At 43.7% G+C, this 24,461-nt stretch carries 20 protein-coding genes and 8 tRNA genes; 1 reads left to right on the top strand and 27 read right to left on the bottom strand.

Annotated features, from left to right (window positions below; genetic code table 11):
• Positions 1-162 precede the first annotated feature (162 nt).
• The 5 genes from recD to L1070_RS06620 all read right to left on the bottom strand — a co-directional run bounded on the left by recD (position 163) and on the right by L1070_RS06620 (position 11,249).
• Positions 163-2,058, bottom strand: a complete 1,896-nt coding sequence (gene recD, locus L1070_RS06640) for an exodeoxyribonuclease V subunit alpha (RefSeq protein ID WP_237124941.1) — start codon at positions 2,056-2,058, stop codon at positions 163-165.
• On the bottom strand, positions 2,055-5,603 hold the full coding sequence (recB, locus tag L1070_RS06635; protein ID WP_237124940.1) for an exodeoxyribonuclease V subunit beta: 3,549 nt from the start codon (positions 5,601-5,603) through the stop codon (positions 2,055-2,057). Before recB ends, recD begins: the two co-directional genes overlap by 4 nt.
• The gene (recC, locus tag L1070_RS06630; RefSeq protein WP_237124939.1) at positions 5,590-8,865 is read right to left on the bottom strand and encodes an exodeoxyribonuclease V subunit gamma; all 3,276 of its coding nucleotides are present in this window, start codon (positions 8,863-8,865) and stop codon (positions 5,590-5,592) included. The genes recB and recC overlap by 14 nt, the downstream gene beginning before the upstream one ends.
• A gap of 107 nt (positions 8,866-8,972) precedes the next feature.
• Positions 8,973-9,998, bottom strand: a complete 1,026-nt coding sequence (locus L1070_RS06625; protein ID WP_237124937.1) for a GGDEF domain-containing protein — start codon at positions 9,996-9,998, stop codon at positions 8,973-8,975.
• 207 nt (positions 9,999-10,205) lie between these two features.
• Complete coding sequence (locus L1070_RS06620; RefSeq protein ID WP_237124936.1) at positions 10,206-11,249, bottom strand: alkene reductase; 1,044 nt, start codon at positions 11,247-11,249, stop codon at positions 10,206-10,208.
• Between the two features lie 141 nt (positions 11,250-11,390).
• On the opposite strand from L1070_RS06620, the gene L1070_RS06615 reads away from it, so the two are divergent.
• Positions 11,391-11,972, top strand: a complete 582-nt coding sequence (locus tag L1070_RS06615; RefSeq protein WP_237124935.1) for a TetR/AcrR family transcriptional regulator — start codon at positions 11,391-11,393, stop codon at positions 11,970-11,972.
• 79 nt (positions 11,973-12,051) lie between these two features.
• On the opposite strand, the gene L1070_RS06610 is transcribed toward L1070_RS06615, so the two are convergent.
• The 22 genes from L1070_RS06610 to L1070_RS06505 all read right to left on the bottom strand — a co-directional run bounded on the left by L1070_RS06610 (position 12,052) and on the right by L1070_RS06505 (position 24,322).
• Positions 12,052-12,141 (bottom strand) — tRNA-Ser (locus tag L1070_RS06610).
• A gap of 95 nt (positions 12,142-12,236) precedes the next feature.
• Positions 12,237-13,277 (bottom strand): quinolinate synthase NadA, encoded by a 1,041-nt coding sequence (gene nadA, locus L1070_RS06605; protein ID WP_237124934.1) that lies wholly within the window; start codon positions 13,275-13,277, stop codon positions 12,237-12,239.
• A gap of 128 nt (positions 13,278-13,405) precedes the next feature.
• Positions 13,406-13,481, bottom strand: a tRNA-Lys gene (locus tag L1070_RS06600).
• A gap of 28 nt (positions 13,482-13,509) precedes the next feature.
• Positions 13,510-13,585, bottom strand: a tRNA-Lys gene (locus L1070_RS06595).
• A gap of 26 nt (positions 13,586-13,611) precedes the next feature.
• Positions 13,612-13,687 (bottom strand) — tRNA-Lys (locus tag L1070_RS06590).
• A gap of 28 nt (positions 13,688-13,715) precedes the next feature.
• Positions 13,716-13,791: transfer RNA gene (locus L1070_RS06585), tRNA-Lys, on the bottom strand.
• A gap of 27 nt (positions 13,792-13,818) precedes the next feature.
• Positions 13,819-13,894 (bottom strand) — tRNA-Lys (locus L1070_RS06580).
• Positions 13,895-13,921: 27 nt separating this feature from the next.
• Positions 13,922-13,997 (bottom strand) — tRNA-Lys (locus tag L1070_RS06575).
• Between the two features lie 25 nt (positions 13,998-14,022).
• A tRNA-Lys gene (locus tag L1070_RS06570) sits at positions 14,023-14,098 on the bottom strand.
• Positions 14,099-14,250: 152 nt separating this feature from the next.
• Positions 14,251-15,000 (bottom strand): tol-pal system protein YbgF, encoded by a 750-nt coding sequence (gene ybgF, locus L1070_RS06565; protein WP_237124933.1) that lies wholly within the window; start codon positions 14,998-15,000, stop codon positions 14,251-14,253.
• A 15-nt stretch (positions 15,001-15,015) separates the two neighbouring features.
• Entirely contained in the window at positions 15,016-15,552 is a 537-nt protein-coding gene (gene pal, locus L1070_RS06560; protein WP_070984947.1) for a peptidoglycan-associated lipoprotein Pal, read from the bottom strand.
• A 41-nt stretch (positions 15,553-15,593) separates the two neighbouring features.
• On the bottom strand, positions 15,594-16,949 hold the full coding sequence (tolB, locus tag L1070_RS06555; RefSeq protein ID WP_237124931.1) for a Tol-Pal system beta propeller repeat protein TolB: 1,356 nt from the start codon (positions 16,947-16,949) through the stop codon (positions 15,594-15,596).
• A gap of 9 nt (positions 16,950-16,958) precedes the next feature.
• A complete protein-coding gene (gene tolA / locus L1070_RS06550) occupies positions 16,959-17,897 on the bottom strand; it encodes a cell envelope integrity protein TolA (protein WP_237124930.1) in 939 nt (312 codons plus the stop codon).
• 2 nt (positions 17,898-17,899) lie between these two features.
• Complete coding sequence (gene tolR / locus L1070_RS06545) at positions 17,900-18,325, bottom strand: protein TolR (RefSeq protein ID WP_070984941.1); 426 nt, start codon at positions 18,323-18,325, stop codon at positions 17,900-17,902.
• Between the two features lies 1 nt (position 18,326).
• On the bottom strand, positions 18,327-19,016 hold the full coding sequence (tolQ, locus tag L1070_RS06540) for a protein TolQ (protein WP_070984939.1): 690 nt from the start codon (positions 19,014-19,016) through the stop codon (positions 18,327-18,329).
• 794 nt (positions 19,017-19,810) lie between these two features.
• Positions 19,811-20,815, bottom strand: a complete 1,005-nt coding sequence (ruvB, locus tag L1070_RS06535) for a Holliday junction branch migration DNA helicase RuvB (RefSeq protein ID WP_070984937.1) — start codon at positions 20,813-20,815, stop codon at positions 19,811-19,813.
• A 5-nt stretch (positions 20,816-20,820) separates the two neighbouring features.
• Positions 20,821-21,438 (bottom strand): Holliday junction branch migration protein RuvA, encoded by a 618-nt coding sequence (ruvA, locus tag L1070_RS06530; RefSeq protein WP_070984935.1) that lies wholly within the window; start codon positions 21,436-21,438, stop codon positions 20,821-20,823.
• 8 nt (positions 21,439-21,446) lie between these two features.
• Positions 21,447-21,968 (bottom strand): crossover junction endodeoxyribonuclease RuvC, encoded by a 522-nt coding sequence (ruvC, locus tag L1070_RS06525; RefSeq protein ID WP_070984933.1) that lies wholly within the window; start codon positions 21,966-21,968, stop codon positions 21,447-21,449.
• A 68-nt stretch (positions 21,969-22,036) separates the two neighbouring features.
• Positions 22,037-22,795 carry a carbon-nitrogen hydrolase family protein gene (locus tag L1070_RS06520; protein ID WP_237124929.1) on the bottom strand — a complete coding sequence of 253 codons (759 nt, stop codon included), beginning with the start codon at positions 22,793-22,795 and terminating at the stop codon, positions 22,037-22,039.
• 32 nt (positions 22,796-22,827) lie between these two features.
• Positions 22,828-23,295, bottom strand: coding sequence for a GNAT family N-acetyltransferase (locus tag L1070_RS06515; protein WP_237124928.1), 468 nt, complete (start codon positions 23,293-23,295; stop codon positions 22,828-22,830).
• Between the two features lie 76 nt (positions 23,296-23,371).
• Positions 23,372-23,830, bottom strand: a complete 459-nt coding sequence (locus L1070_RS06510) for a GNAT family N-acetyltransferase (protein ID WP_237124927.1) — start codon at positions 23,828-23,830, stop codon at positions 23,372-23,374.
• 24 nt (positions 23,831-23,854) lie between these two features.
• Positions 23,855-24,322, bottom strand: a complete 468-nt coding sequence (locus tag L1070_RS06505) for a GNAT family N-acetyltransferase (protein ID WP_237124926.1) — start codon at positions 24,320-24,322, stop codon at positions 23,855-23,857.
• Positions 24,323-24,461: the final 139 nt, after the last annotated feature.

Below are 24,461 nucleotides of genomic sequence, written 5' to 3'. Positions count from 1 at the left end.
TTATTATACGAAAAAGCCGCCACAAGTTACTTATGGCGGCGTGCTGACCACTGGGCAGTGGAGTACTTAGGGAAGGTAAGTATTTGCCACAGGTTCAAAGAGCAAAACTTACCTTAAAAACTATAGAATACTTTACAAAAAATTCAACACTGAATCAACTTGTTAATTTTTCATTAACCTTTCTCGTAAACCAGAACATCGGGATACCGATCTCGCCATAGCATTGAGCAACACTTGCTCTTGTGCAACTAATTCAAAGTATTGCTTCGCTCTGGTTATTCCTGTGTAGAGCAATTGTCTATTAATACCTACAGACGAGCGCTGTATAGGCGGTAAGATCATTGCCGTATTTGCAAACTCCGAGCCTTGAGACTTATGAATAGTCATCGCGTAAACATTCTCGTGCCTAGGTAAGCGCGCGGGGTAAAATGAACGCAAATTCCCCTGTTCATCAATAAATGTTGCCTTAAGCTGCATGTGCTCATCCTTCAGCAAAATACCTATATCGCCGTTAAATAACTTAAGCTGATAGTCATTCTCTACAACCATAATAGGTTGCCCTGCATAGTGGCGAGCAAACGGCTGAATAAGCCCTCTGGCATGAAGCACCTGCTCTATGCGCTTGTTAAGTTGCTCAACACCATACGGACCCTCTCTTAACGCAGCCAATAATTGATATTGTAAAAATGCCTGATGAATATCTTGTGCTGCTGCACCACCTTGCATGAGCGTTAAATAATGGCTGTAATGTTGGGCTGCCCGAGAGATCAAATCTTGGTACTGCTCATTGTTTAAAGGGTGTATGGCAATGTCTTCAAAGCCTTTTTGCAAAGTCTGGGTCAAAAGTTTGCGATCATTAGTATTGACGGCCAACGCGAGTTGACCAATACCACTTTGGCTGTCAAAGCGGTGACTATGCTGCAAAAATGCCACATTGTCACTGAGTGCAAAATCACTTTTCTGCCCTAACAACTTTGGTTGTTGAGTAAAGCATAGGCGATTTAAGCTGTCACACAATGTTTGGCTGTAATGGGGTAATACGCCTATTCTCAGCTCCTGACACAAATCACTAAGTACACTGCCCGTATCCACCGACGCAAGTTGATCTTTATCACCTAACATAATCAGTCGCGCATGCGCTGGCAGGGCCTCAACCAGCTTAGCGAGCAAGGACAAGTCGACCATGGAGGCTTCGTCTATGATCAGCAGATCTACATGCAAAGGATTGTGCTGGTTGTGACGATATTGATTGCTTTGCGGGATCACACCTAACAAACGATGAATGGTTTGCGCTTGTTCTGGTATCAGCTCACTCAATTGTGACTCAAGCTCGAGTTTTACCTTTGCCCCAAGTATCGACTCGCTAAGGCGCGCCGCAGCTTTGCCCGTAGGAGCCACCAGCTTTATGGTTAATGGAGCCTTGATATAAAGGGACTGTAAAATAGCCAGCAGCTTAGTGACTGTAGTGGTTTTTCCTGTTCCAGGCCCGCCTGTGATCACACAAAACCTTCTGGTTGCCGCCATCGCACAGGCCACTTTTTGCCAATCAATCGTGTCGTTACTGTTATCTGGAAAGTATTCACCAAGTAACCTAATCAGATGATTTTCATCGATCACAAGTGGCTGCTTCTGCATGGCTATAAATCGCTCAGCCAAGAGCGCTTCGTAGTTTGCCAAACGTGACAAATACAATTTCTGTGCAAATAATGTGAGCGGCTTATCAACACCTACAGCCTGATGTTGCGCAAGCTTCTGCCAGATTTTGTGGTGTACTTGTTCTTGCCATGGCGCCGCATTACCTAGCTGGTAATGCGCTTGCATAGCAAACGGGTCCTGCCAATCTATATCATCAAACGCTAAACAGCTATGTTGTAGCTGTTCCGCCCTAAGTAGCAGCAAAATAAGATAAAACACATCGTCGATAGTTTGCTTGTTCAACAACTTTGCAAGCGCCACATCGGCGTAACGAACCCTTGACTCTTGCAATAGCAAGTTAATAAATGCATCGTGGTCAAAATCATGGTGTGTTGCATCTTCGAATAAGTCTAACTGGCTCATAACACGCTACCTCGTGTGAATAATGCGTCGAGCTTTAACAACTGTTCGAGCGTTAACTGATTAAAATACACCCCTGCCCCGTCTGGTAGTGCACGCAAAAACAGGTAATACACGCCGCCCAAGTGCTTATTGGGATCATAATCATTCAATCGCTGCGATAGCAGCCGATGTAGCGCAACAGAGTAGATCATATATTGCAAATGATACTGGTGCGCACCCATTGCCAGTTGCAAGTTACTTGGCTTGTAGTCACTGGCTTTGTCTCCCAAATAGTTAGACTTATAATCCAAAATGTAATATTTCTCTTGGTAAACAAAAATCAAGTCTATAAACCCTTTGAGCAAACCTTTGACCTGTTCAAATTGCAGCTGGCTGTATTGCCCTGTTATTTCACTCACCAAACGGTTTAATTGTCCCGCTTGCAAAGGCTCAAGTGGCAGATGAAATTCCATCTCAACCAGGCACTGTGTGGGGTTTAATGCACTTAGGCTCAAGCCGTTACTGCTATTTAGCGGGCAATTTAGACACGCCAAGATCCAGTGACTGACAGGCTCCTGCCATTGCTCTTCAATGTGATATTTGGTCAAACTCTTGGTAATGGCTTCTGGTAATGGTATTTGCTCTGCGCTTGGGTCATACGGCGCAGTAAAGTCGATTAGCTCAAATATTTCATGTAGACAACTACCTGGCTTAGCACCCTTTGGGAAGGTGTACGAGTCAAACACTTGCTGAGTATTAGCAACAACTTGTTCAGGTAAATCAAGCTGGTGGTTTTCATCTAAAGCGCCTGCTGGTCGCTCATCAGAATGACTATGATAACTTAGCTGACTAAAACTGGTGGCTCGCCAATCACGCTCAATTTTAATCGTGACGGGCTTGACCCCCATACTGGATGACTCGACAAACTGAGCATCCATAACCTTAGGTGTGCTATCCTCTGTGGTTATCCAGTGTAGCCTAATATCCTCTTGCTCATCACAAAATGTTTGTAGCCTCTGGTGCCAGCTTTGTGCATCTGCAAAGGCCTCGTTGCCAAACAGTACATAACCTATCGCTGTTTGTGTGATCCCCGGTTTTTTAGTTCGTCCTGCTGCAATGTTAAATAACCCTATATCACAAAAATGGACGGCCCGGGTTAAAGCAACGTATAGCAGTCGAATATCTTCGGCTAAGCGCTCTTGTTGCGCCAAAGCTTGCTCATCTTCTGTTGCATCCATACTATAAATGAGCTGGCCATCTTGATGATAGATAGCATCGCTGGTTTCTCGGTAACTGCTAGCAAAAGGCATATAAACGATTGGGTATTCAAGCCCCTTAGATGCATGCATTGTGACTATTTTCACGAGGTCTGCATCACTTTCTAGGCGCACCTGAGCGCTGTCTTGCTGTGATTGCTGACATTGTCCTGAAAACCATCGCAATACGCGCAGTGTGCCGTCCAGCTCTATCTGTTTTTGTTGCAACAACTCGGCTAAATGTCGATAGTCAGTTAGCCAACGCTCGACGTTGTAACCTTTGGCTTTCCACAGCGCAGGTAAGCGGTTTTGAACCAAGAGCTGCTCGAGCATTGCCATAGCACCTTGCTTGGACCAAGTCTTTTGTAGCTGACTGAATTGGTCGAGATAGTCCTGCCACTGTTGCTCTTGCGTACGCAGCGCATAGATCTGTTGATAATTCAAAGCAAATAATGGACTGACTAAAATGCCTCGCAGTGCCGCTTCATCATATTTGCCATGTAATACCTCCAAAAAGTTTAGTATTGCATGGGCGATAGGCTGACTGAATATGCTGTCTCTGGCCAAATATACACTGGGAACCGCACATTGAGCCAACGCTGACTTAATCATGCTAGCTTCATTTCTATCGCGTACAAGTACACAAATATCGCCTGCTTTTACGGGTTGTTCACCAATTCGTGCCTCACCTTGCTGAGCGTCTAGTAGTAAGTCGACAATTTTACCTGCATAAGCATGCGCTAAAACCTCTAAAGCTTGGGCTTTACTGGTGATCGCGGCCTCATCCACATAAACGCTAAATACGAGTGAAGCCTGACTGGTTGCGGTCCTTGAAAAACGCTGCGCTTCGCTCTTCCCCTTAGCTGCAACACTGTTAAATGGAATCGCTTGGTTGTAAATAAAACTGTGTTCATGGCATGAAAACACCGCATTAATCGCGTTAACCATGCCCGTTGCAGAGCGAAAGTTAGTGCCAAGGGTATATTGGCTTTGCTCATTTACTTGCTGTTTAGCTTGAATATAAGTGAATATGTCTGCACCACGAAAGCCGTAAATAGCCTGTTTAGGATCGCCAATCATGGTTATAGTGGTATCAGGGTTATCACCGTAAATCGCATCAAAAATACCGTACTGAACAGGATCGGTATCCTGAAATTCATCAATCATCGCAATTGGAAATAACTGTGCAATTTTTTGCCTTAAAACACCACCTTGCTCAGTGTGTAATGCGCGATAGAGCTGGTTTAGTAAATCATCTGGGCTAATTAGCCCATGCTGGGCTTTATGCGCTTGTAGTAGTTTACGTACTTCACTGACACTGTACTGCAAAATAGCTAGTGGCAACCCCTTACTAACTTGTGCGTGTAGTTTAGCCATTTCATCAAAGCTTGCGATAAGCGGATGTTCAATAATAGCCGCACCTTTTTTATAGTGACTGGTATTTGATAACGAGGCGCTCCCCCACAAAGCAAACGAATGCTTAGCACTGCCAAATTCAAAATACCAGTCATCGCTTTGGCAATACGCTATTAGCGCCTCAATATTAGCCACTCTCCCCGGCGTTTTATTTTTGGCCAAGGCACTTTGAGACAACACAGTAAAAAAGTCGCTCGCCAGTAGTGATTTTTTAAAAATACTTGCTTGGCGCTGATATGCTTCACGAGCTTGTAAAACCTCCCCAAGTTCAAGCTTCGGGGTGATCACCGCCTGCTCTTTAGTGAGTAACTTTATCACACGGCCAGCCAGCGCTTGAGGACTAGAAAAGTGCTCAAGCACCGCCGAAGTCGTGTCTTTGTCTAGCGGATAAACAAAGCTTCGCCAATGGTCTTTAATGGCTTCAAGGATCAGTTCAGACTCATCCAATACAAACTCTAAGTTAAACGCAACATTTGATTCAAAAGCATGCTGTTTTAGCATCCGTTGGCAAAAGCCATGAATGGTAAAAATTGCCGCTTCATCAATTGATTTTGCGGCTGCGTCTAATAATGTAAATGCCTGATGTGGATCTGATACTTGTGATAACACACTGTTGATCAGTGCGTCATCACACTCAGCCCCCAAGAGCGCATCTCTAGCTAATAGAATTCTAGAGCGCACTCGGTCTTTAATCTCTTGCGTTGCAGCTTCAGTGAATGTTACGACTAATATTTGTTCTACGGTTAACGGAGGTTGTATCTGAGGTGGTGTTTGTAAACCAAGTAAACAGCGCAGATACAAACCGGTGATGGTGTAGGTTTTTCCCGTTCCAGCACTTGCTTCTATGAGGTTAGCACCAATCAATGGCATGCTTTGTGGCTTAAGCGTCTGCATAACGTTGCTCCTGTGCCAGCTCTACAATATCTGCAAGTAACCTGTCGCTTATCGCCTGTAATGGCGCAATCACGTCATCTAAGTTGCTAAAATTCAGCGCCACATATGGGTCTTCACTTTCACCAAACCCTATGTACTGACCACCATTAAACTTGGCAGCAGCCTTGTTGATATCCCCTGTGGCGATAAGTTCATAAGCAGTACTGACAAAAAATGGCATCGGTTGCGCCAAGCATTGTTGATAAAAATCAAGCCAGTTTGCCAAGTGCTGACGCGCAGCCTTCGGCTCAACTGGCGCAAAACTCACACGCTCATCCAATCCATAAATATGCGTATGTACACTTTGCTCTGCACATTGTGCAACACAATGCATCAAAAAGCCTTTCACCTTGTCTTTGGCCTTAATACTGGCACTACGATAAAAAATTTGCTTGTCGTCGTATAGTTTATCCAGCCAGCCAAGTAGTGTTTTCTCACCCACTTTGAGGCGTACTTCAACTGGCTCTTTTCGCTGTTGAATGTGTGTTTGTAGTTGCTCTGCCATAGGTTGAACGCGTTGCTGCATTTTCGCCAGCTGAATTACACCAACCGCTGCTTGGGGTAAGTTGCCGCGTTGCACCATTTGCTTGAGATTTACCGTTTCACCTCTAAGTTGACTCTCAAGTAGCTCACCAAGGTAAAAGTACCGTTCCAAGGTATCGAGTATAAATGGCTCTTCATCTTTATCACTCAAGGCTTGTTCATGTAACTTTAGCCCCAGTGTTTGGGTATAAAACGCTTTTTGAGGGTTGAGCACGGTAAACATAAACTGAGCGATATCTATTTCAAGGTCTCTATCTATTTCAAGCGCAGTGGCAGAAGTCGGCTCAAGAAGCTGTTCAGGAACCTCTTCGTCAATTAACCAAATAGGATTAAAACTTTGTAGCGCATTATGAGCATCATAATTCTTGACATTGAAGGGCTGTAGCGATGCTTGCTGCAAAAGTTGCTCGGACGGCTTTAGCTTCGGGTCTGAGTAACAAAAACTACGATCGATGTACTCCATTAACTCGCTCACCAAAATCGATGGCATCTGCAATTCATTATTAAAGCATGAACGGCCAATATAGCTTAGATACAAATGCTCTCGCGCACTCAGCAACGCTTCAAGAAACAGATAACGATCGTCAAATTTCCGTGAACGGTCACCTTTTTGCCGTTTGGAGTGAGGAACTAAATCAAAGCCAATGGGTTGTACAGTTCTTGGATAATCCGCATCATTAAGTCCAAGCAAACACACCACCTTAAACGGTACTGCACGCATCGGCATCAGTGTACAAAAGTTAACCGGACCGACTAAAAATCTTTGCCCCACCCCCTTTTCCTGCACGCCTTGCTTTACTAAATAACTCAACACTCTAGCTGACACAGGTGATTGCATGTCTAAATTGTCATCATGCTTTTGCAAGTCATCAATGACTCGTTCAAGCGTAAGCAAGTCCCAACTCTGCTCGGTTTGTGCATCATAAAACTGCTCAACCATCTGGCGTAATAATTGGGCTTTGTCGGACAAACGCGCCTGTTGATTTAGTTTTTGTTTGAATGCAGCCAACATACTCACAAAATGCAACAACTTACTTAAACTGTTGACCGCCATGCCCTCAACGAGATCTGCTGGATAAATATCATTAAAGTCATGTTGTTCATTACTTGAAGCAATGCCCAGCAGCAGTCGATTTAGACCATGTTTCCAAGTATTAAGAGATAACGCAGGTAAGTCATGGTCTAACTTGTGTTCAGCATCCAGCCCCCATTTAACGCCAACCTGTTCTAACCAAAACTTCAGCTGGGAAAACTCCTGTTCCTCCACCTTAAATTTGCAAGCTATAGGCGTTACGGCTAATAAGTCCAGAATATCAGACACACCAAAACGGCTAAATGGCAAGTTCACCAAACTCACAAATGAACTCAATATCGGTTTCTCTTGCTCTATCGATAAGTCAGCCAATGCATAGGGAATAAATCGCTCACCTGAGGCTGCGCCAAATACCGCTTCTATATATGGGCTGTAGGCACCCACGTCGGGCATCATGACAATAATATCTTTGGGTGTAAGGCTTGAGTCAGCATGAAACAACCTGAGTAAGTGATCATGCAAACATTCCACCTCACGAAGCGGTGTATGGCAATCTTGTAGCTGTATTGACTTATCGTTTAAAGCAATTGGTAACTTACCTTGCTCGCTGATAAACCACTGTTTATCAGGAGTTAACGACTTCCCTTTGAATGCAAGTTGAAAGACCTCTTGTTGTATCTTGCCAAGTAGTGTGTCATCAAAATCATCCACAAAGCCATCTATCCATTGAGCGTCTACTTGAACCAGTTGCTCAAAATAGTCACGCCCCAACTTCCCCCAAGAGGATAGCAATGGGTTGCCAACAAAGTAATATTCCTGTTGCGCCGATTGCGCTTCGACCTGTGGCATTTTGGCATATTTGACTGCTATTTTAGCCTGAGTTTTTTCATCTACTAGGTCTCCCCAATAATGTTCGCTAGGATTGCAAAAAAACAGCAACACCGTGGTTTTCTTGGCCAGCGCCTGAAATATTTCTAACTGGCTTGATGGCATGGCCGACAAACCAAAAATACATATTCGTTCGGGTAATGTGCTAGGGTCTGCATCTTCTAGAGCAGCAACCAATAGTTGGTGCATATTTGCACGGTGATAGTCGCTTTGCCCTAGTGCTTGGGTATGCTTTACCAATCGCCGCCAAAGATCGGGTTGCCAAGGTGCGATGGTAACATCAACATCATCCAGCTCGTCTATTGAGCTATCCCATTTTGCTATCCAATGGGGACGGTACATTAAATACTGATCGTACACATCGGCGATTTTTTCACACAATGCAAATAGCTTTAGACCGTCCGCATCTTGTTGTAAATATTGCTGTAACTGCACATAACGAGGATCATCCAAACAAGTTGGTAAAATACTTACCAACTTCCAAGTCATATTAGGCTTATTATAGGGCGATTCACTGGGTACATCAGGTAAAAACTGTTGGTACAACCGCCAAATAAAACTTGAAGGTAGAGGAAAATCAACTTGTGCGGCGATCCCCAGCGCCTCACTTAGGCCGATTTTCAACCACTGTGACATACCTGGTGATTGTACTAAAACCACTTCTTTACTAAATGGCGAACTTAATGGCGCACTTTTGAGCAGGGTATGAAATTGCGCCTGTAGAACTTCCATGCGGTTAGATTGAATGATGTGCAACATTATGTATTTCCGAGCTATTTATAACCAGAATAACCGGATAAACCAGCTGAGTTTGAGTTTTTATATGCACTTAACAGTGTAAGATATTTACTTGTGCGAAGATAGACTCAAAACAAGTCAACTCCGTCGCCTTCATCACCCGCAGGCCGCTCATAGCAACTTACAAGGCTCTCAAAAAAGCAAATTTGATCACGACCATTCTCTTTTGCCGCATATAACGCCCTGTCGGCGTTTTCTAATATATGAATAGGAAAGTCATACGGTCCAACCTTAGCCACACCAATACTCACCGTTAATTTATCGACAAATGGAAACTTAGTACGCCGCACTAGCGCAACAAAGTCGTTAAGCAAACTCTCTACTTCTTCAAACGTAACAGGTTCAAACACCAGTACAAACTCTTCCCCACCAAAGCGGAACAATAAATCGGTTGAGCTAAAAAACTTCTCCATGGTTTGCGCTAATATCAATAGCACTTCATCGCCACATACATGACCATAACTGTCATTGACCTGCTTGAAATGATCTATGTCCATCATCGCAAGCCAAGAAACCGTTTCTTTGTACTGTTTTCTATCTTCGCTTGCTTTGAGGGTTTTGTGGTGATTTACCACCTGCTTTTCTACTAACTGTTTTAACTTTTTATCAAATGTTTGTCTGTTTAATAAGCCGGTGAGCTTATCTCGTTCGTTTTCATGAAGGATAGTTAGATAATTTTCATAGATACAACAAAACGCGTTGAGCAATACCTGATCTGCGCTGCTGAGGCTTGGGCTAACGATAGCAATGGCGCCTATGGGTTTATCCGAAAGTGTTATTGGGATCCATCTTCTTTCAACACCATCTTGACCTTGAATGGCAATAATACACGCCGAATGTAAACAAGATAAAAGCTCAGAGCTTGGGCTTAATATTCTCTCAGACTCCTGCCAGTGATATTGTTTATCGTCCAACACCTCAAAGCTTAAGCTGCATTCTACCGTTAGTTCATCCCCTCCTAAAGTGGATTTGTAAATGGAGATTTTCTGGCAGCCAATAAATTCATGAATAGTAGATAGTAGGCTTGATTCGAGTGAATCCACATCTCGTGTTTTGGTCAGTTTTACAACAGAGTGAAGTAGCTCTTCTTGCATAGCTTTCCTTAAGGCTTAAACGACTGGAGCGCCGCGATTAGTTATGGCTTCAAATCTAGTTAGAACCTCAAGGTTCATAACAAGTATAGTCACTATTCAAACGCTTGCAGTAGTTAACTTCGCACTGTGTTTTATTGGGTTTTTCCGCTCGCTACAGTTACAAAAAAGGAGGCCGAAGCCTCCAATACAATATTACGCTTGCTATAGTTAAACGAGTTCTGCGAGCATCTGTTCGCTGTACTGCTCTAGCTCTTGCTGGTTCTTTACGCGGCTTACATAATCTGGATTAGCGATAAATGGACGCCCTATCGCTACTAAATCAAAACGCTTCTCAGATAATGCTCGCTGTGCTGTATCTGGTGTAAAACCACCTACGCCAACAAGGGTTCCCTTATAGCGCTTACGCATATAATCAGACACTCGACCCCCAAGGTGCTCAAATTCCATGCCATCGTCAAAAATGCCCACATGTACAAATGCCAATGAGCGAGTATTGAGTTGCGCAAGCAAGTAATCAAATACCTGTGTATCACGTGAATCTGGATCCATATTGAAATACGCCCCTGGAGATAGACGTAAACCAACTCGCTCATTACCCACAGCAGCAACCACGGCATCAACTACCTCTAACGCAAAACGCGACATATTCTCTGGCGTTTCGCCATACTCATCTTTGCGTTGATTTGCTGCATAGTGCAAGAACTGGTCAATTAAATAGCCATTCGCACCATGTATTTCTACACCATCAAATCCAGCTTCAATTGCGTTCTTTGCAGCCTGAGCATAATCGGCTACCAATTGTTTGATTTCCTCGATTGACGCAGCTTTTGGTGTTTGATAACTCAAGTCCCGCATTCTTGGCACCGTGCCTTCTATGCCAATTGCTGATGGTGCAAGTACATCTCCTTCACCGAAAAAGTACGGGTGAGCAACACGGCCAACATGCCAAAGTTGAGCGAAGATCTTGCCACCTGCATTGTGAACGGCGGTTGTCACTTTTTTCCAACCGTCAATTTGCGCTTGGGTGAATAACCCCGGTGTATTTGGGTAGCCTTGAGCATCAGGGCGAATAATGGTTGCTTCGCTGATGATTAACCCTGAATCGGCTCTGCGTGCATAATAAGCCGCCATGGTGTCGGTTGGGACAAGCTCATCATCAGCCATACAGCGCGTCAAAGGTGCCATTAAAATGCGATTGTTTAAAGTAAGTGTCTCGTTGAGCTGCAGTGGCTCGAATAAAATAGATGTCATAAACCCTCTCTCATATGCTTAGCATTAATCTTGAATATGCATTCAAGATACACATTCTTGAACATGTGTTCAAGAACTATTTTTGAATAGCCAATCAAATTAGGTTAAGATTTGTTTATCTAAGCAAGACTACACGCCCCTATGAGAAGTGCTGAATTCGACAGAGAACATGTATTACGCCAAGCCATGACCGCTTTTATGCAGCATGGTTACTCCAAAACGAGTATGCAGAAACTAACCCTGGCCACTGGACTACACCCAGGGTCAATTTACTGTGCCTTTAACAACAAAAAAGGGTTATTGCTGGCGTCTGTTGAGCAGTACCAAAAGGATAAAAATGAGCAGTTTGCTCAATTGTGTGCAAGTCATGACAATATCAAGTCTGCTTTACAAGCTTTTTTAGCTGACATCGCCCATCCATGTGCAAGCAATGAAGCAACCAAAGTATGCTTGCTTACCAGAACGCTTTCAGAGGTCGACGGACAGGATGATGAAGTCACGCAAGTGCTTGCAAATAATTTAAGTGCATTTGAGCATTCATTAGAAAATGTGTTAAGTGAAGCGATCAACAAAGGTGAGATTGGCTCAACGCCCAGTGCAAAAGAACGCGCTCAGTATCTGGTGGTGGGGATTTATGGTTTGCGCACCTACGCCAGCACAGGGAACGATCCACAAGCTTTGAAGCGTCTTAGCGAGCAATTGCTTGAACACGTGCTCAGGTAGTCAAACGAAAGTATTCAGACACAAAAAAAGCGCCTATAAGCGCTTTTTTAATGTCATTCTGTTATTGCACTAAAAAACATGGCGGAGAGGGAGGGATTCGAACCCTCGATAGGGGTTAGCCTATACACGAGTTCCAGTCGTGCGCCTTCAGCCACTCAGCCACCTCTCCGTTGCATCAAAAGTGCGGGGCTAATACTATGAAAAGCAACACACTTTAGCAAGCAGTTTTTGCCCCAGAGCAATCAGTTGCTCAACTATCGAGCGTTATCTTTGCAGGTTTGCTGAAAAATCCAGCATACGGTTAAGTGAACGTAACGCACCTTCACGTAAGTCCATATCTACAAACACTTCTTTGCCTTGAGGGTCAACAAGCGCCTCTTCTATTGCTTTGAGGCCATTCATGGCCATCCAAGGACAATGAGCACAACTCTTACAGGTTGCACCTTCGCCCGCAGTTGGTGCCTCGAAGAACTCCTTCTCAGGGCAAAGCTGTTGCATTTTGTAAAAAATGCCACGGTCTGTAGCAACAATAAACTTGTTGTTGTCCATAGTCTGCGCCGCTTTAATCAACTGGCTGGTGGAGCCAACAGCATCCGCAAGCTCAACAATTTCCGCTGGCGACTCAGGGTGCACCAATACCGCGGCATCTGGGTGCAACGCTTTCATGTCTTTTAGCGCTTTGGTTTTAAATTCATCATGAACAATACAAGCGCCATTCCACATGATCATATCAGCACCGGTTTGCTTTTGAATATACGAGCCTAGGTGCTTATCTGGACCCCAAATAATTTTTTCACCTTGCTCATCTAGATGCTCAACAATTTCCAATGCACACGACGACGTGACAATCCAATCGGCTCTAGCTTTGACGGCGGTTGAGGTATTGGCGTAAACCACTACTTTTCTATCTGGGTGCTGGTCACAAAATGCCGAGAACTCATCGATTGGGCAACCAACATCCAAAGAGCAGGTTGCAGCAAGCGTTGGCATCACTACGGTTTTATTTGGTGTTAGAATTTTTGCAGTCTCACCCATAAAGCGCACACCAGCCACAACAATTACATCAGCATCGTGCCTAGCTCCAAAACGCGCCATTTCCAATGAATCAGCCACACATCCACCGGTTTCTTCGGCCAAAGCTTGGATCTCAGGATCGGTGTAGTAATGGGCGACCAACACGGCATTTTTCTCTTGTAACAGGGATTTAATACGTGCTTTGTAAGCCTGCTTTTCGTCATCAGATAACGGGGCTGGTTTAGGAGGAAAAATATAATCCTCAGGCATGATATGTTCAGCTAAACTCATTTTTCGACCACTGTAGTCATATTGCATAATTGCAGCGAATTATACGTAAATGAGCGCAAGAATCCTAGTCAATGACGACTATAAGACAGAATAATTAAGAATATATTAAATAGAGAATATCTAGGAAGTGGTGGGTCATGATGGACTTGAACCATCGACCAATGGATTAAAAGTCCACTGCTCTACCAACTGAGCTAATGACCCGCTCTAACATCGAGAATAGTTTTTTGAATGGTGGGTCATGATGGACTTGAACCATCGACCAATGGATTAAAAGTCCACTGCTCTACCAACTGAGCTAATGACCCGCTCAAAAAAGAGAATAGGTTTTGAATGGTGGGTCATGATGGACTTGAACCATCGACCAATGGATTAAAAGTCCACTGCTCTACCAACTGAGCTAATGACCCGCTCGGAATTCAAAACTGATTTTGTAAATGGTGGGTCATGATGGACTTGAACCATCGACCAATGGATTAAAAGTCCACTGCTCTACCAACTGAGCTAATGACCCGCTCGGGTTATCCTAAACATTGCATGATGGTGGGTCATGATGGACTTGAACCATCGACCAATGGATTAAAAGTCCACTGCTCTACCAACTGAGCTAATGACCCGCTCGAGTATCAATGCAAAATTGTAAATGGTGGGTCATGATGGACTTGAACCATCGACCAATGGATTAAAAGTCCACTGCTCTACCAACTGAGCTAATGACCCGCTCGGATAACATTTACAAAATAAGTGGTGGGTCATGATGGACTTGAACCATCGACCAATGGATTAAAAGTCCACTGCTCTACCAACTGAGCTAATGACCCACTTAGTGCAGCAGTTTGATTTGAACCAATCGCCTGCTGCGGGCGCTTATAATACTTATTTAAAAAATGAGTGCAACTGAAATACGTAGTTTTTTTCAGTTTTTGTGTCTAAGCGCCTAATTTTAAACCATTGTGGCAAAAAATCGTGCCATTTAGATCTTCGCAAGACGTTCTGTGGCCAATTTAGCAGCAGTCGTACTTGGGTATTCTGAGATCAAAGTATTTAAGATTTGCTTAGCTAAATCTATTTTGCCCTGCTTTTGATACAAAGCACCTAACTTTAACATCGCATCGGGACGTTTATTCGATTCAGGGAATTGTTCAACAACCGTTTTAAAGTGCACTATCGCATTAGCGTCATCACTTTTTATCGACTGTAGCTGACCTAACCAATAATGTGCATTTGGAATATACACAGACTGTGGGAAAGTCGTTAAAAAGTTTTGAAACTCAGGAATAGCGGCATCATATCGCTTGTCCTGCATGATCAGCGCGACTGCACGGTCATATGCTTCATTCTCATTTAAATCGGTGCTAATGGCTTGTGAGTTGTCAACGGCCGTTGCCGCCGCAGGACTGCTCGATTGCTCATAGGCTTTAGATACGCGATTTTCAATTTCTTGATACAGTTCACGTTGCCGCTGAAGCACTTTCTCAAGCTTGTAGCTTTGCTCCTCAGTAACACCGCGTACTTGACTCACTTCATCTTGCAATAAATTGAGTTGTTGCTGTAGCTCGAGTTGCAACTTATTACGTGTTTGCATCATGCGCTCTAACTGCGCTATACGTTGCTCTAAAGAATCTGGGTTATTTGCAGCTTCAGAAACAGGAGCGGGAGCAGCCCAAACTTGGGTGCTCCCGCTTAGTAATAGTAGAGCTGCCAGAATATTATTCGGCTTCATAATCTCTCTTACTTATTAGTATACAAGCACCGCGCGACGGTTTTTAGCAAATGCTTCTTCTGTGCGAGACTTAACCATCGGCTTTTCTTCACCATAGCTCACTACAGAAATTTGGCTATCTGAAACACCTAAACTTTGTAGATACTTCTCAACTGCTTTACCACGGCTTTCACCTAACGCGATGTTGTACTCAGGTGTACCACGCTCATCCGCATGACCTTCAATAAGTACTTTAACGCTTGGGTTTTTAACTAAGAAGTCGGCGTGAGCTTGCAATAGCTCAGCGTACTGGCTTTGAATCGTTGACTTATCAAAGTCAAAATAAACGATTTGCTCTTGACGCAATGCTTCATACTTTTCGCGTAACTTTTCTTCTGCTGACTTTTCACGAGAAATAGTATTTACGTCTACTTGATTGTTCGAATCATTAGCTGCAGCCTGGTTGCTTTCATTTGCTGCACCTTCGTCAACACTTGAAGAAGAGCTACATGCCGCTAGCGTCATTACTGGTAAAGCCACCAATAGCGCTTTTAAAGTTTTATTAAGTTGCATCGAGTATATTCCTATTTGTAAAATTCAAACCAGCAAAATTGTTATAAAAATGGCGACCAGGCCGGAGCCTTTACTTGTCCATCCGAAACGGGAAGTCGCGCCTTAAATCGACCATCCATAGACACTAAAGCCAGTACCTGCTTGTTGTTATGTAACGTGCTATAAATGATCATTGAGCCATTCGGTGCAATACTGGGAGACTCATCTAAACGCGTTCTCGTCAATACTTGAAACAGCCCCGATTCTAATTCTTTTTTAGCAATATGATATTTGCCTAATGTTCTATTAACCATAATCAATTGTTGACCATCAGGGCTAATAGAACTCGCAAGGTTCATGTCACCGTCAAAGGTAATACGCTTTGACCTACCAGTCTGTAAATTTAACTTATATATCTGGGCATTACCACCCCTTTCCGACGTATAGACAATTTCTTTGCCATTTGGGTGCCAAGATGGCTCTGTATCTATACTACGGTGCTTAGTTAAACGTCTGGTTTGTTTGGTTTTAAGGTCCATTACATAGACTTCTGTGGCACCGCCTGCATCCTTAGATAACACCACGAGTAACTGTGTACCATCAGGTGAGAATTGCGGGGCACCATTTATACCAGGAAAGCTTGTAACCACTTCTCGTTTTCCAGTGTACAGGTCCTGTATGACAATTTGTGATTGACGGTTTTCAAACGTGACATACGCCAGCTTATTACCGTCTGGAGACCATGCTGGAGACATTAGAGGCTCTTTTGAGCGCAATAACACTTGCTCATTGTAACCATCGTAGTCCGCAACCACTAATTGGTACGGCTTATCCTGCCCATCTCGTACTATCACATAGGCAATTTTGGTACGAAATGCACCGCGCTCACCTGTTAAAGATTCGTAGACGACATCACTAATTTGGTGGGCATAACGCCTAAAGCCTTCACTGGTGATGATGCTTTGTCTGGCTTCTTGGATATGGTCCTGACTTTTCATCAGTTTGCCATTACTCATCATGCGTGTTTCGCCGCCTGTTATCTGGGCGCGGATCACGTCAATTAACTCGTATTTTACCAAGTATCGACCACCAGGCTGTTGTTGTACTGAGCCGACAACAATGGCCTCGACGCCTCTTTCTACCCATGCGTTGTAGTCAACGTCTTCATCACTAGTTGGCAACTGCGGCATATCTGCAATCGCTAGCGGCTTAAATTTACCACTGCGCATCAAATCTGCGGAGATAACATCACTTAGCTGCGAAGGTAACTGACCTACCCCGTCAAACTTAAATGGCACAATCGCTATCGGTCGAGCACTGTCAATGCCCTCCGTTATGACAATCTCAAGGGCTGCGCTTGCAACACCCTGCATGCCAAAAGCAACTATGATTAACATGTTTCTCAATCGGTTAAACATAAGTTTCCTTTATAAATTTGGTTTAATTGTTAAGTTAATATTTTTTAGTTTTTCAAACACATCTTTTTCTTTAGACACAGGCAAGGTATCCGCCATTCTCACCGCTCTAAGTGCTGCATCACAGACCAGCTTGTCGCCACCCAAAGAGGTGACACTCGTAACCAAGCCATTAAATGCCAAACGAATATTGACTCGACACTCTTTGCCTCGCATTTTCTCATCTGTTAGCAAGTTTTGTTGAATTCGCTGTGTGATCAAAGCTTGATACTTCTCAACTTCAGTCAGCACCTGCTGTTGACGAATGCGGCTTCTTGCTGCTTGCTCCTTGGCTAACTGCTCTTGAAGCATTTTTTCTTCCAGCGCTTTTTGACGAGCCCGCTCAGCTTCTTCCGCCTTGCGTTTTTCTTCTGCTTCGCGACGTTTTCTTGCCTCTTCTGCTTTGCGCAGAGCATCTTCTTCTGCTTTGCGTTTATCTGCTGCCGCTTTTGCAGCCTTTTCAGCAGCTAACTTTTCTTGCTCCGCCTTTTGCGCCTTCTCACGTTGTTTCTTCTCTATTTCACGTGCTTTTCTAGCCTGCGCTTCAGCTTGGCGCTTTTCTTCTTCTTTCGCTTTACGTTGCTGTTCTAGCTTAGCTATGCGGCGGGCTTCTGCTTCACGGTCTTGTCGAGCTTGCTGCGCACGTCGCTCTAAGTCTCGTATCCGCTTTTCCTCCGCCCTTTTCTGTGCATCTTCTTTTTGCTTCAGTTCAGCAATTTTCTTTTCTACCGCACTTTGATCTACAGAAACTGCCGAAACCACCTTCTCTGGTTGAGCGGTTTCTGGCACATTCAAGGTCACCTCCATGACTGTAGGTGTGGGCACTTTAAACGTTGCACTTGCGAATAAAAATCCAGCTATCGCAAAATGTAAAAGAAAAGATTTTAACAATCCGCTTTGTAGTGAGCCCATGGCTATTCCTCAAATGATTTAGTCATTAAACCCACCGATGGCACACCAGCATTCTTCAAGAAGTCCATCAATAACAGAACTTCCTGATACGACACTTTACCTGAGCCTTTGATCATCACTGGCGTATCTGGATTTTGTTGTAGCTTAAGTTTAATAACTGCTGCCACCTCAACCGCATCCATCGGAGCCTCAGGATCTGTACCGACACTCACATAGTATCGACCTTCTGAGTCAATACTGGCGATAATCGGAGGCGCATCTTTAGTTTCGACTAGATCCGACTCCTGCATTTGCGGTAAATCGACTTTTACCCCATGCGTTATGAGCGGTGCAGTTGCCATAAAGATGATTAACAGTACCAACATGACGTCTATATAAGGTACAACGTTTATCTCCGCCATTTGGCGGCGTTTCTTCCGCACATACATATTACTTCGCCTCTACCGAGTTAGCAGCTTGACGATGAAGAATATTTGAGAACTCTTCCATAAAGTTAACGTATTGTGTTTCAGCGCGTTCTACATTTTTTGCAAAACGGTTATATGCCATAACTGCGGGGATTGCGGCAAATAAGCCCATAGCTGTAGCAATCAAGGCTTCTGCGATACCGGGTGCAACCATCTGTAACGTAGCTTGTTTAACTTCGCCAAGTGCAATGAAGGCATTCATGATCCCCCATACCGTACCAAATAGACCGATATAAGGACTGATTGAACCCACTGTGGCAAGAAATGATAATCCTGATTCAAGCTTTTCAATTTCGCGAGATAAAGCCACTCGCATTGAGCGGTGTGTGCCTTCGATCATCATACCAGCCGAAGGTGTACTACTTTTTTTATGGCGGGCAAATTCCTTAAAACCTGCTGCAAATAATGCTTCAAGCCCAGCCGCGGGAGCCGCTTTGGCACTCACTTCTGAATACAGTTTGCTTAAATCCATTCCAGACCAAAACTTACGTTCAAACTCTCTCGCTTCGGTTACTGCTCGGCCAATAATACCTTTACGCTGAAAAATAATGGCCCAAGAGGCAATCGACATCCCAACCAGTGTTAGCATCACAAGTTGTACTAATAAACTTGCTTTTAAAATTAGATCAATAAAATTGAGTCCCGATTCCACTTTTTTATACTCCTAACGATTGTGTTTCGGCCAATGGCCTGCCAATTCACTCAATTGACTGTAAGCGACTATAAAGGTTCAGTTAGTTTACTCACACATGCCAGTGCTTACAATCTCATTACCGTGAATTACAGCTATTTGGCGACAAAGTGCGCAAAAATGTAACAACTCTTCCTCCTTCCTATGAGAAATAAGCCAAAAGGACTAGAGAGCAAACTTTAATCTATACATAAAATGCGTATTTATTACTAATTCATGCATAAATCGAGTGTTTTATGCATAAATAGCGAATAAACTCACAAAAACATATTGGTAATACCAATTAACAACAAATAAACTAATACTCACAAATTGATTAATAACAATACAAACACAACAAAAACAATAACTTAAAATCGTACTAAGTTCAGAAAATCAACATAGAGAAAGATACACCACAAACTTGGTATTAGTTTTTTTTATTTGAAAATAAAATTTTTCTAGTTTGATGAAATGCAAAAACCTCTTTAATATACACCCTGTACTGAGCACACAGCATGATGAATGCACAAGCACAGTTGTTAGTAATATGATTGCTGATTTGTCGTATTACTTTTGATAAATGCATACTGGATAAAACCGGTGTTCATTTATCAGTTCCCTGGATTACTTCCTTCAACTTGTTGTTTTGCCCGCTATCTTTAGCGGGCTTTTTTTTGTCTTGAATTCAGCGAATATTGTATTAAGTAAGACTTAACCTTGACTGAAAATGAACAGGTAGGTGTAGAATTTCAGGCGCTAAGCCTAGCGACAAACTAGGCTTGCGGTGTTAGGTTAAAATGAAGGTATGCCGCATTAGACGCAATACGGCCACGAGGTGTCCTTTGTATAAAGCCTTGTTGAATTAAAAATGGTTCTATAACATCTTCAATCGTTTCACGTTCTTCACCAATTGCCGCAGCTAAGTTGTCTAAGCCTACGGGACCCCCTGTGAACTTTTCAATGATGGCCAATAGATATTTGCGGTCCATATAATCAAACCCACACTTGTCGACATCCACCATATCCAGCGCTTGTTGTGCGATTTCTGCACATACTTTTCCATCCCCTTTGACTTGCGCAAAGTCGCGCACTCGCCTTAATAAGCGATTCGCGATACGAGGAGTGCCTCTGGAGCGCCTAGCAACCTCATCAGCCCCTTCTGGGCTAATGGTTAAGTCTAGATAAAACGCTGAACGGGAGATGATTTTCGCCAAGTCGGCTACTGAATAAAACTCCAGTCGCTGCACGATACCGAAACGATCTCTCAGTGGCGATGTTAATGAACCAGCCCGAGTCGTGGCACCTATCAACGTAAATGGCGGTAAGTCTAGTTTAATCGAGCGTGCTGCTGGCCCTTCTCCTATCATAATATCTAACTGATAGTCTTCCATCGCTGGGTATAAAATCTCTTCAACTTGCGGGCTTAAACGATGAATTTCATCGATAAATAGCACATCGCCTTCTTCGAGATTGGTAAGTAACGCAGCCAAGTCACCTGCTTTTTCCAGTACGGGGCCAGACGTCGTTTTTATATTAACGTCCAGCTCGTTGGCAACAATATTAGCCAATGTGGTTTTACCCAGTCCTGGTGGACCAAATATCAACAGGTGATCCAATGCTTCATCACGGCTACGAGCAGCCTCAATGAAGATTTCCATCTGCTTTTTAACATGGGCTTGCCCAGTGTAATCAGCTAGCAGCTTAGGGCGAATCGCCCTATCAACTACATCTTCGTTGCCCTGTACTTCGGGCTCAATTAATCTGTCAGCTTCTATCATAATGGCTACATCATAGATTTAAGCGCTTCTTTTATCAGCGCTTCTGTGCTCATATTCGGTTGTGATACATTTTTAACCGCTTTCAATGCTTGTGCTTGTTTATAGCCTAATGCCATTAAAGCAGCAACCGCGTCATCCGCGGGCGTATCCGCTACGGTTGGGTTTTGTGTTGGTTCAAGTACCGCCGCATCACTAAATGGTGTTAGCAGATCATGGCCAAAGTTCTTTAGCCTGTCTTTCATTTCTAATACTAAGCGTTCTGCGGTTTTTTTCCCAACACCAGGAATTTTCACCAACGTTGTGGCATCTTCATTGTTTACACATTGTATAAACTGCTCCGCTGACATGCCTGACAAAATAGCGAGCCCTAGTTTAGGACCTACACCATTGGCTTTGATCAACTCTCGAAACAGCGCACGCTCTTTTTTATGGTTAAAACCAAACAGTAACTGCGCATCTTCACGCACCACAAAATGAGTATAGACTGCCGTTTGCTCACCTATATTAGGTAATTCATAGAAACAGGTCATAGGCATTTGTACCTCATAGCCTACTCCCGCAACATCGAGTAATATTTCCGGTGGTTGTTTTTCTAATAGTATCCCACTGAGTCGTCCGATCATGCTTATTCCTATCTAAGTCTACGCCTTACGGTTTTGGTCGCACTGCCTGCAAGGCGAATTAAATTTTGTTCCGAGTGAGCGTGGCAAATTGCAATGGCTAATGCATCAGCGGCATCCGCCTGTGGTGTACCCGGCAGCTTGAGAATACGCTTAACCATCTCTTGTACTTGTGCTTTTTGCGCACCACCTGTACCAACAACGGCTTGTTTTACCTGCCTTGCGGAATATTCATTTACAGGTACATCTTGCATCGTCGCAGCAACGATTGCTGCGCCTCTGGCCTGCCCAAGCTTGAGCGCAGAGTCAGGGTTATGCGCCATAAATACTTGTTCAATTGCAAAGCTATCTGGCGAGAATTGTTCAATTAATTGATTTACTCCTTGGTAAATCATTTTTAATCGGGTGGGAAAGTCGTGTTCCCCAAGCTTTATACAACCACTGCCTAAATACTGAAACTTCGACCCTTGGTGAGAGATCACACCATAGCCAGTAAAGCGAGAGCCGGGATCTATGCCTAAAATAATTGCCAATATACTTACTCAGTCATTAGGTTTTGTGCATAATGCCAAAATACTGTATGAATTACCAGTTATAAGTCTTAGAGTTTAACATCTGCCTTAATCGCACTGATCCCTTGGTCTGAAATAGTACATAGTAGCAAGCTCGGTTGCTTGGTGTTTGTATACGCTAACATTTGCCCTGCCGCATCCCAAATAGCATTATTGCCAGCGGCAGACCACCCACCGGTGCTCGAAATATGATTACTAAGCAGTAAAGGAAAATGATGCTTTTTGGCTATTTTAGCAAGTAGCGCCGCATCAGATTCATAGCCTGTTTGCGAAATTAACGCACTCACAAGATATATATCAGCGTTGGCATTTGCTGCTGCTTGGCTATGCTCTGGTGCACTAAAATCTGCGCATATCGCCAAGGCTAGACGACGGTGTTTGTAGTTAAACACATAGTGTTTGTTGCCTGCACTACAGTATTGCTCTTCACCTGTATGCAAGTACTGCTTGCAATAAAACTCGACTTCACCAGTTGCAAAACAGATCACCGCACCAATCGTAGGTTTTTCGGATGCTTCACCACGCAGCGGACAACCAGCAATAATGATAATGTTATTTGTCTTGGCCGCCTGTGATAGTGCCTTGAAGTTTTCAGCTACAGGGTCAACCGCCAAAGCGTCCAACAATTCCAATTCATAGCCACTGAGCGATAGTTCTGGGAAAACAACAATATCACAGCCTTGTGCAGATGCAGCTGTTGCCATCGACACGTGGGCATTTAAGTTTTCCGCCAGCTCGCCTTTTACAACTGGCATCTGCGCTAAACCTATAACAAAGGGTTCGTTCACTTCATCTCCTAGAGGTAATAGTCAAAAAGCAGCTATGGAAGCAACCTTTTTGACATCACTTGAACATCCACACCTGAATAAGTAACACGCTCTAAACAGTGCCAGCCCACGCGCTTGTAAAGACCGCCGCCTAATGCCTGTGTTTGTAAATAAAGCTCAGCTATACCAAAAGATGTTGCGACTTGTTCTACTTTATCGACCAAAGCCTTCGCCACTTTTTTACCGCGCCAATGAGGCGCAACAAAAACACCACCAAGCCAATGCTCTCTCTCTGGGTAAATCGACATTTCCCGATACTTCAGTTGGGCAACACCTATCATCTCTTCTCCTTCTACAGCGACAACAATAAGTGGCATGCAATCCCGGTTAAGATACTCATCGAGTTGCTGCTCAAATAACGCGATTGATGCATTTTCGATAATATCTCCCCACTGTTCAAAATACCATTTTGCCACCAGCGGTTTCATTTCTACCTTGTCCGCCAAAAATAAAATATCCATGCTCGTTTTCCTTATCTCTTAAGCGCCTTCAGTGTTTGCGGGGGGACGAATATACTTACCTGACTTAATTAAATATCTAGTGTTCATAATCTTCGAAACGCAATTCCATGGGCTGATATATCAGCCCCTCTGACACGGCTATGTCACCCACACTGACAAAGCCGTAGCGTTCATAGGCTGACACCGATGTTGTGGATGCGTGCACTGTAAGTTTAGGGCTTGCAGCTGCGCGTTTGATCTCAGACAACAAGCTACGACCAACGCCTTGCCTTTGATATTCAGGCGCCACGAACAACATTGCGATATGCTTTCTTTGCTTTAGTTCAACGTACCCAACCACAAATGCATCAATGAGCGCGACTAGCATGATGTTGTCCTGCATCATTCGCTCAAAAAGCGCGTCACTGCTTGCAATTTGACCAAATGTCAAAACCCCTTGCTCAGGCAAAGTTTCAGCCACAGTGCCCATAAATGATGACATGCACAATTTGCTCACCTCATCACTGTCTGAGTATAAAAATTCCCTTATAATCATTAGGTTTTACCTGCTATTGGCGTGCTAAGCAATCACATGCTTCATCTTGTAACCCCCCGTGATCTCAAAGCCATTAGATTTATAGAACTCAACCGTACCTTTGAATTGAGGCAACGGAGGGGTGCACAGCTCAAGCCGTTTCCAGCCTTGCTGCTTGGCTAGTTTCACTACAGCCTGTAATAATTCCTGTCCCACATGCTTAGAGCGATATTCAGGCAACACATAAAACTCTTGAATAATACCGAATTGACCTTCGGCGTATAATGAATAACTTTGACAAATTGAAGCAAAACCAACTATCTGTTCCCCATCAAAAGCTGCCATCACTTCGTAAATACCTTTGGATACATAATTTTTGCATAAATCAATCGCTAACGGGCCATCTACGTTAAAATGTGTTGTGCCTGTTCGCTCTGTAATTTCTTTGGTAAGACAAACTGCTAGCATGGCAATTTGTTCTGATTTAGATGAATCGATAGTTTGGTATTTCATGCGCTCACTCCTTGTTCGCTGATTTAAGTTAAAAGAAAAGCGTTACCGAGCAAATGTGCAACGTGATAACGCTTTTCTACATACAGATATTAATAACGAATGGATGGCTGATACAAGTACTATCTAGTATAAAAATTAA

It is taken from the genome of Pseudoalteromonas sp. MMG022, assembly GCF_021654245.1.
Taxonomy (GTDB): domain Bacteria; phylum Pseudomonadota; class Gammaproteobacteria; order Enterobacterales; family Alteromonadaceae; genus Pseudoalteromonas; species Pseudoalteromonas amylolytica.
The sequence above is the reverse complement of the archived record's forward strand: the minus strand, read 5'-3'. Positions and strand labels throughout refer to the sequence as shown.

Coding starts and splice junctions, on each gene's coding strand:
- L1070_RS06510 (WP_237124927.1), bottom strand. CDS start 23,830: ATGATTATAAGGGAATTTTTATACTCAGACAGTGATGAGGTGAGCAAA.
- L1070_RS06620 (WP_237124936.1), bottom strand. CDS start 11,249: ATGACATCTATTTTATTCGAGCCACTGCAGCTCAACGAGACACTTACT.
- L1070_RS06505 (WP_237124926.1), bottom strand. CDS start 24,322: ATGAAATACCAAACTATCGATTCATCTAAATCAGAACAAATTGCCATG.
- pal (WP_070984947.1), bottom strand. CDS start 15,552: ATGCAACTTAATAAAACTTTAAAAGCGCTATTGGTGGCTTTACCAGTA.
- L1070_RS06615 (WP_237124935.1), top strand. CDS start 11,391: ATGAGAAGTGCTGAATTCGACAGAGAACATGTATTACGCCAAGCCATG.
- tolA (WP_237124930.1), bottom strand. CDS start 17,897: ATGGGCTCACTACAAAGCGGATTGTTAAAATCTTTTCTTTTACATTTT.
- recB (WP_237124940.1), bottom strand. CDS start 5,603: ATGCAGACGCTTAAGCCACAAAGCATGCCATTGATTGGTGCTAACCTC.
- L1070_RS06625 (WP_237124937.1), bottom strand. CDS start 9,998: ATGCAAGAAGAGCTACTTCACTCTGTTGTAAAACTGACCAAAACACGA.
- nadA (WP_237124934.1), bottom strand. CDS start 13,277: ATGAGTTTAGCTGAACATATCATGCCTGAGGATTATATTTTTCCTCCT.
- L1070_RS06515 (WP_237124928.1), bottom strand. CDS start 23,295: ATGGATATTTTATTTTTGGCGGACAAGGTAGAAATGAAACCGCTGGTG.
- ruvA (WP_070984935.1), bottom strand. CDS start 21,438: ATGATCGGACGACTCAGTGGGATACTATTAGAAAAACAACCACCGGAA.
- tolB (WP_237124931.1), bottom strand. CDS start 16,949: ATGTTTAACCGATTGAGAAACATGTTAATCATAGTTGCTTTTGGCATG.
- tolR (WP_070984941.1), bottom strand. CDS start 18,325: ATGTATGTGCGGAAGAAACGCCGCCAAATGGCGGAGATAAACGTTGTA.
- ybgF (WP_237124933.1), bottom strand. CDS start 15,000: ATGAAGCCGAATAATATTCTGGCAGCTCTACTATTACTAAGCGGGAGC.
- recD (WP_237124941.1), bottom strand. CDS start 2,058: ATGAGCCAGTTAGACTTATTCGAAGATGCAACACACCATGATTTTGAC.
- recC (WP_237124939.1), bottom strand. CDS start 8,865: ATGTTGCACATCATTCAATCTAACCGCATGGAAGTTCTACAGGCGCAA.
- ruvB (WP_070984937.1), bottom strand. CDS start 20,815: ATGATAGAAGCTGACAGATTAATTGAGCCCGAAGTACAGGGCAACGAA.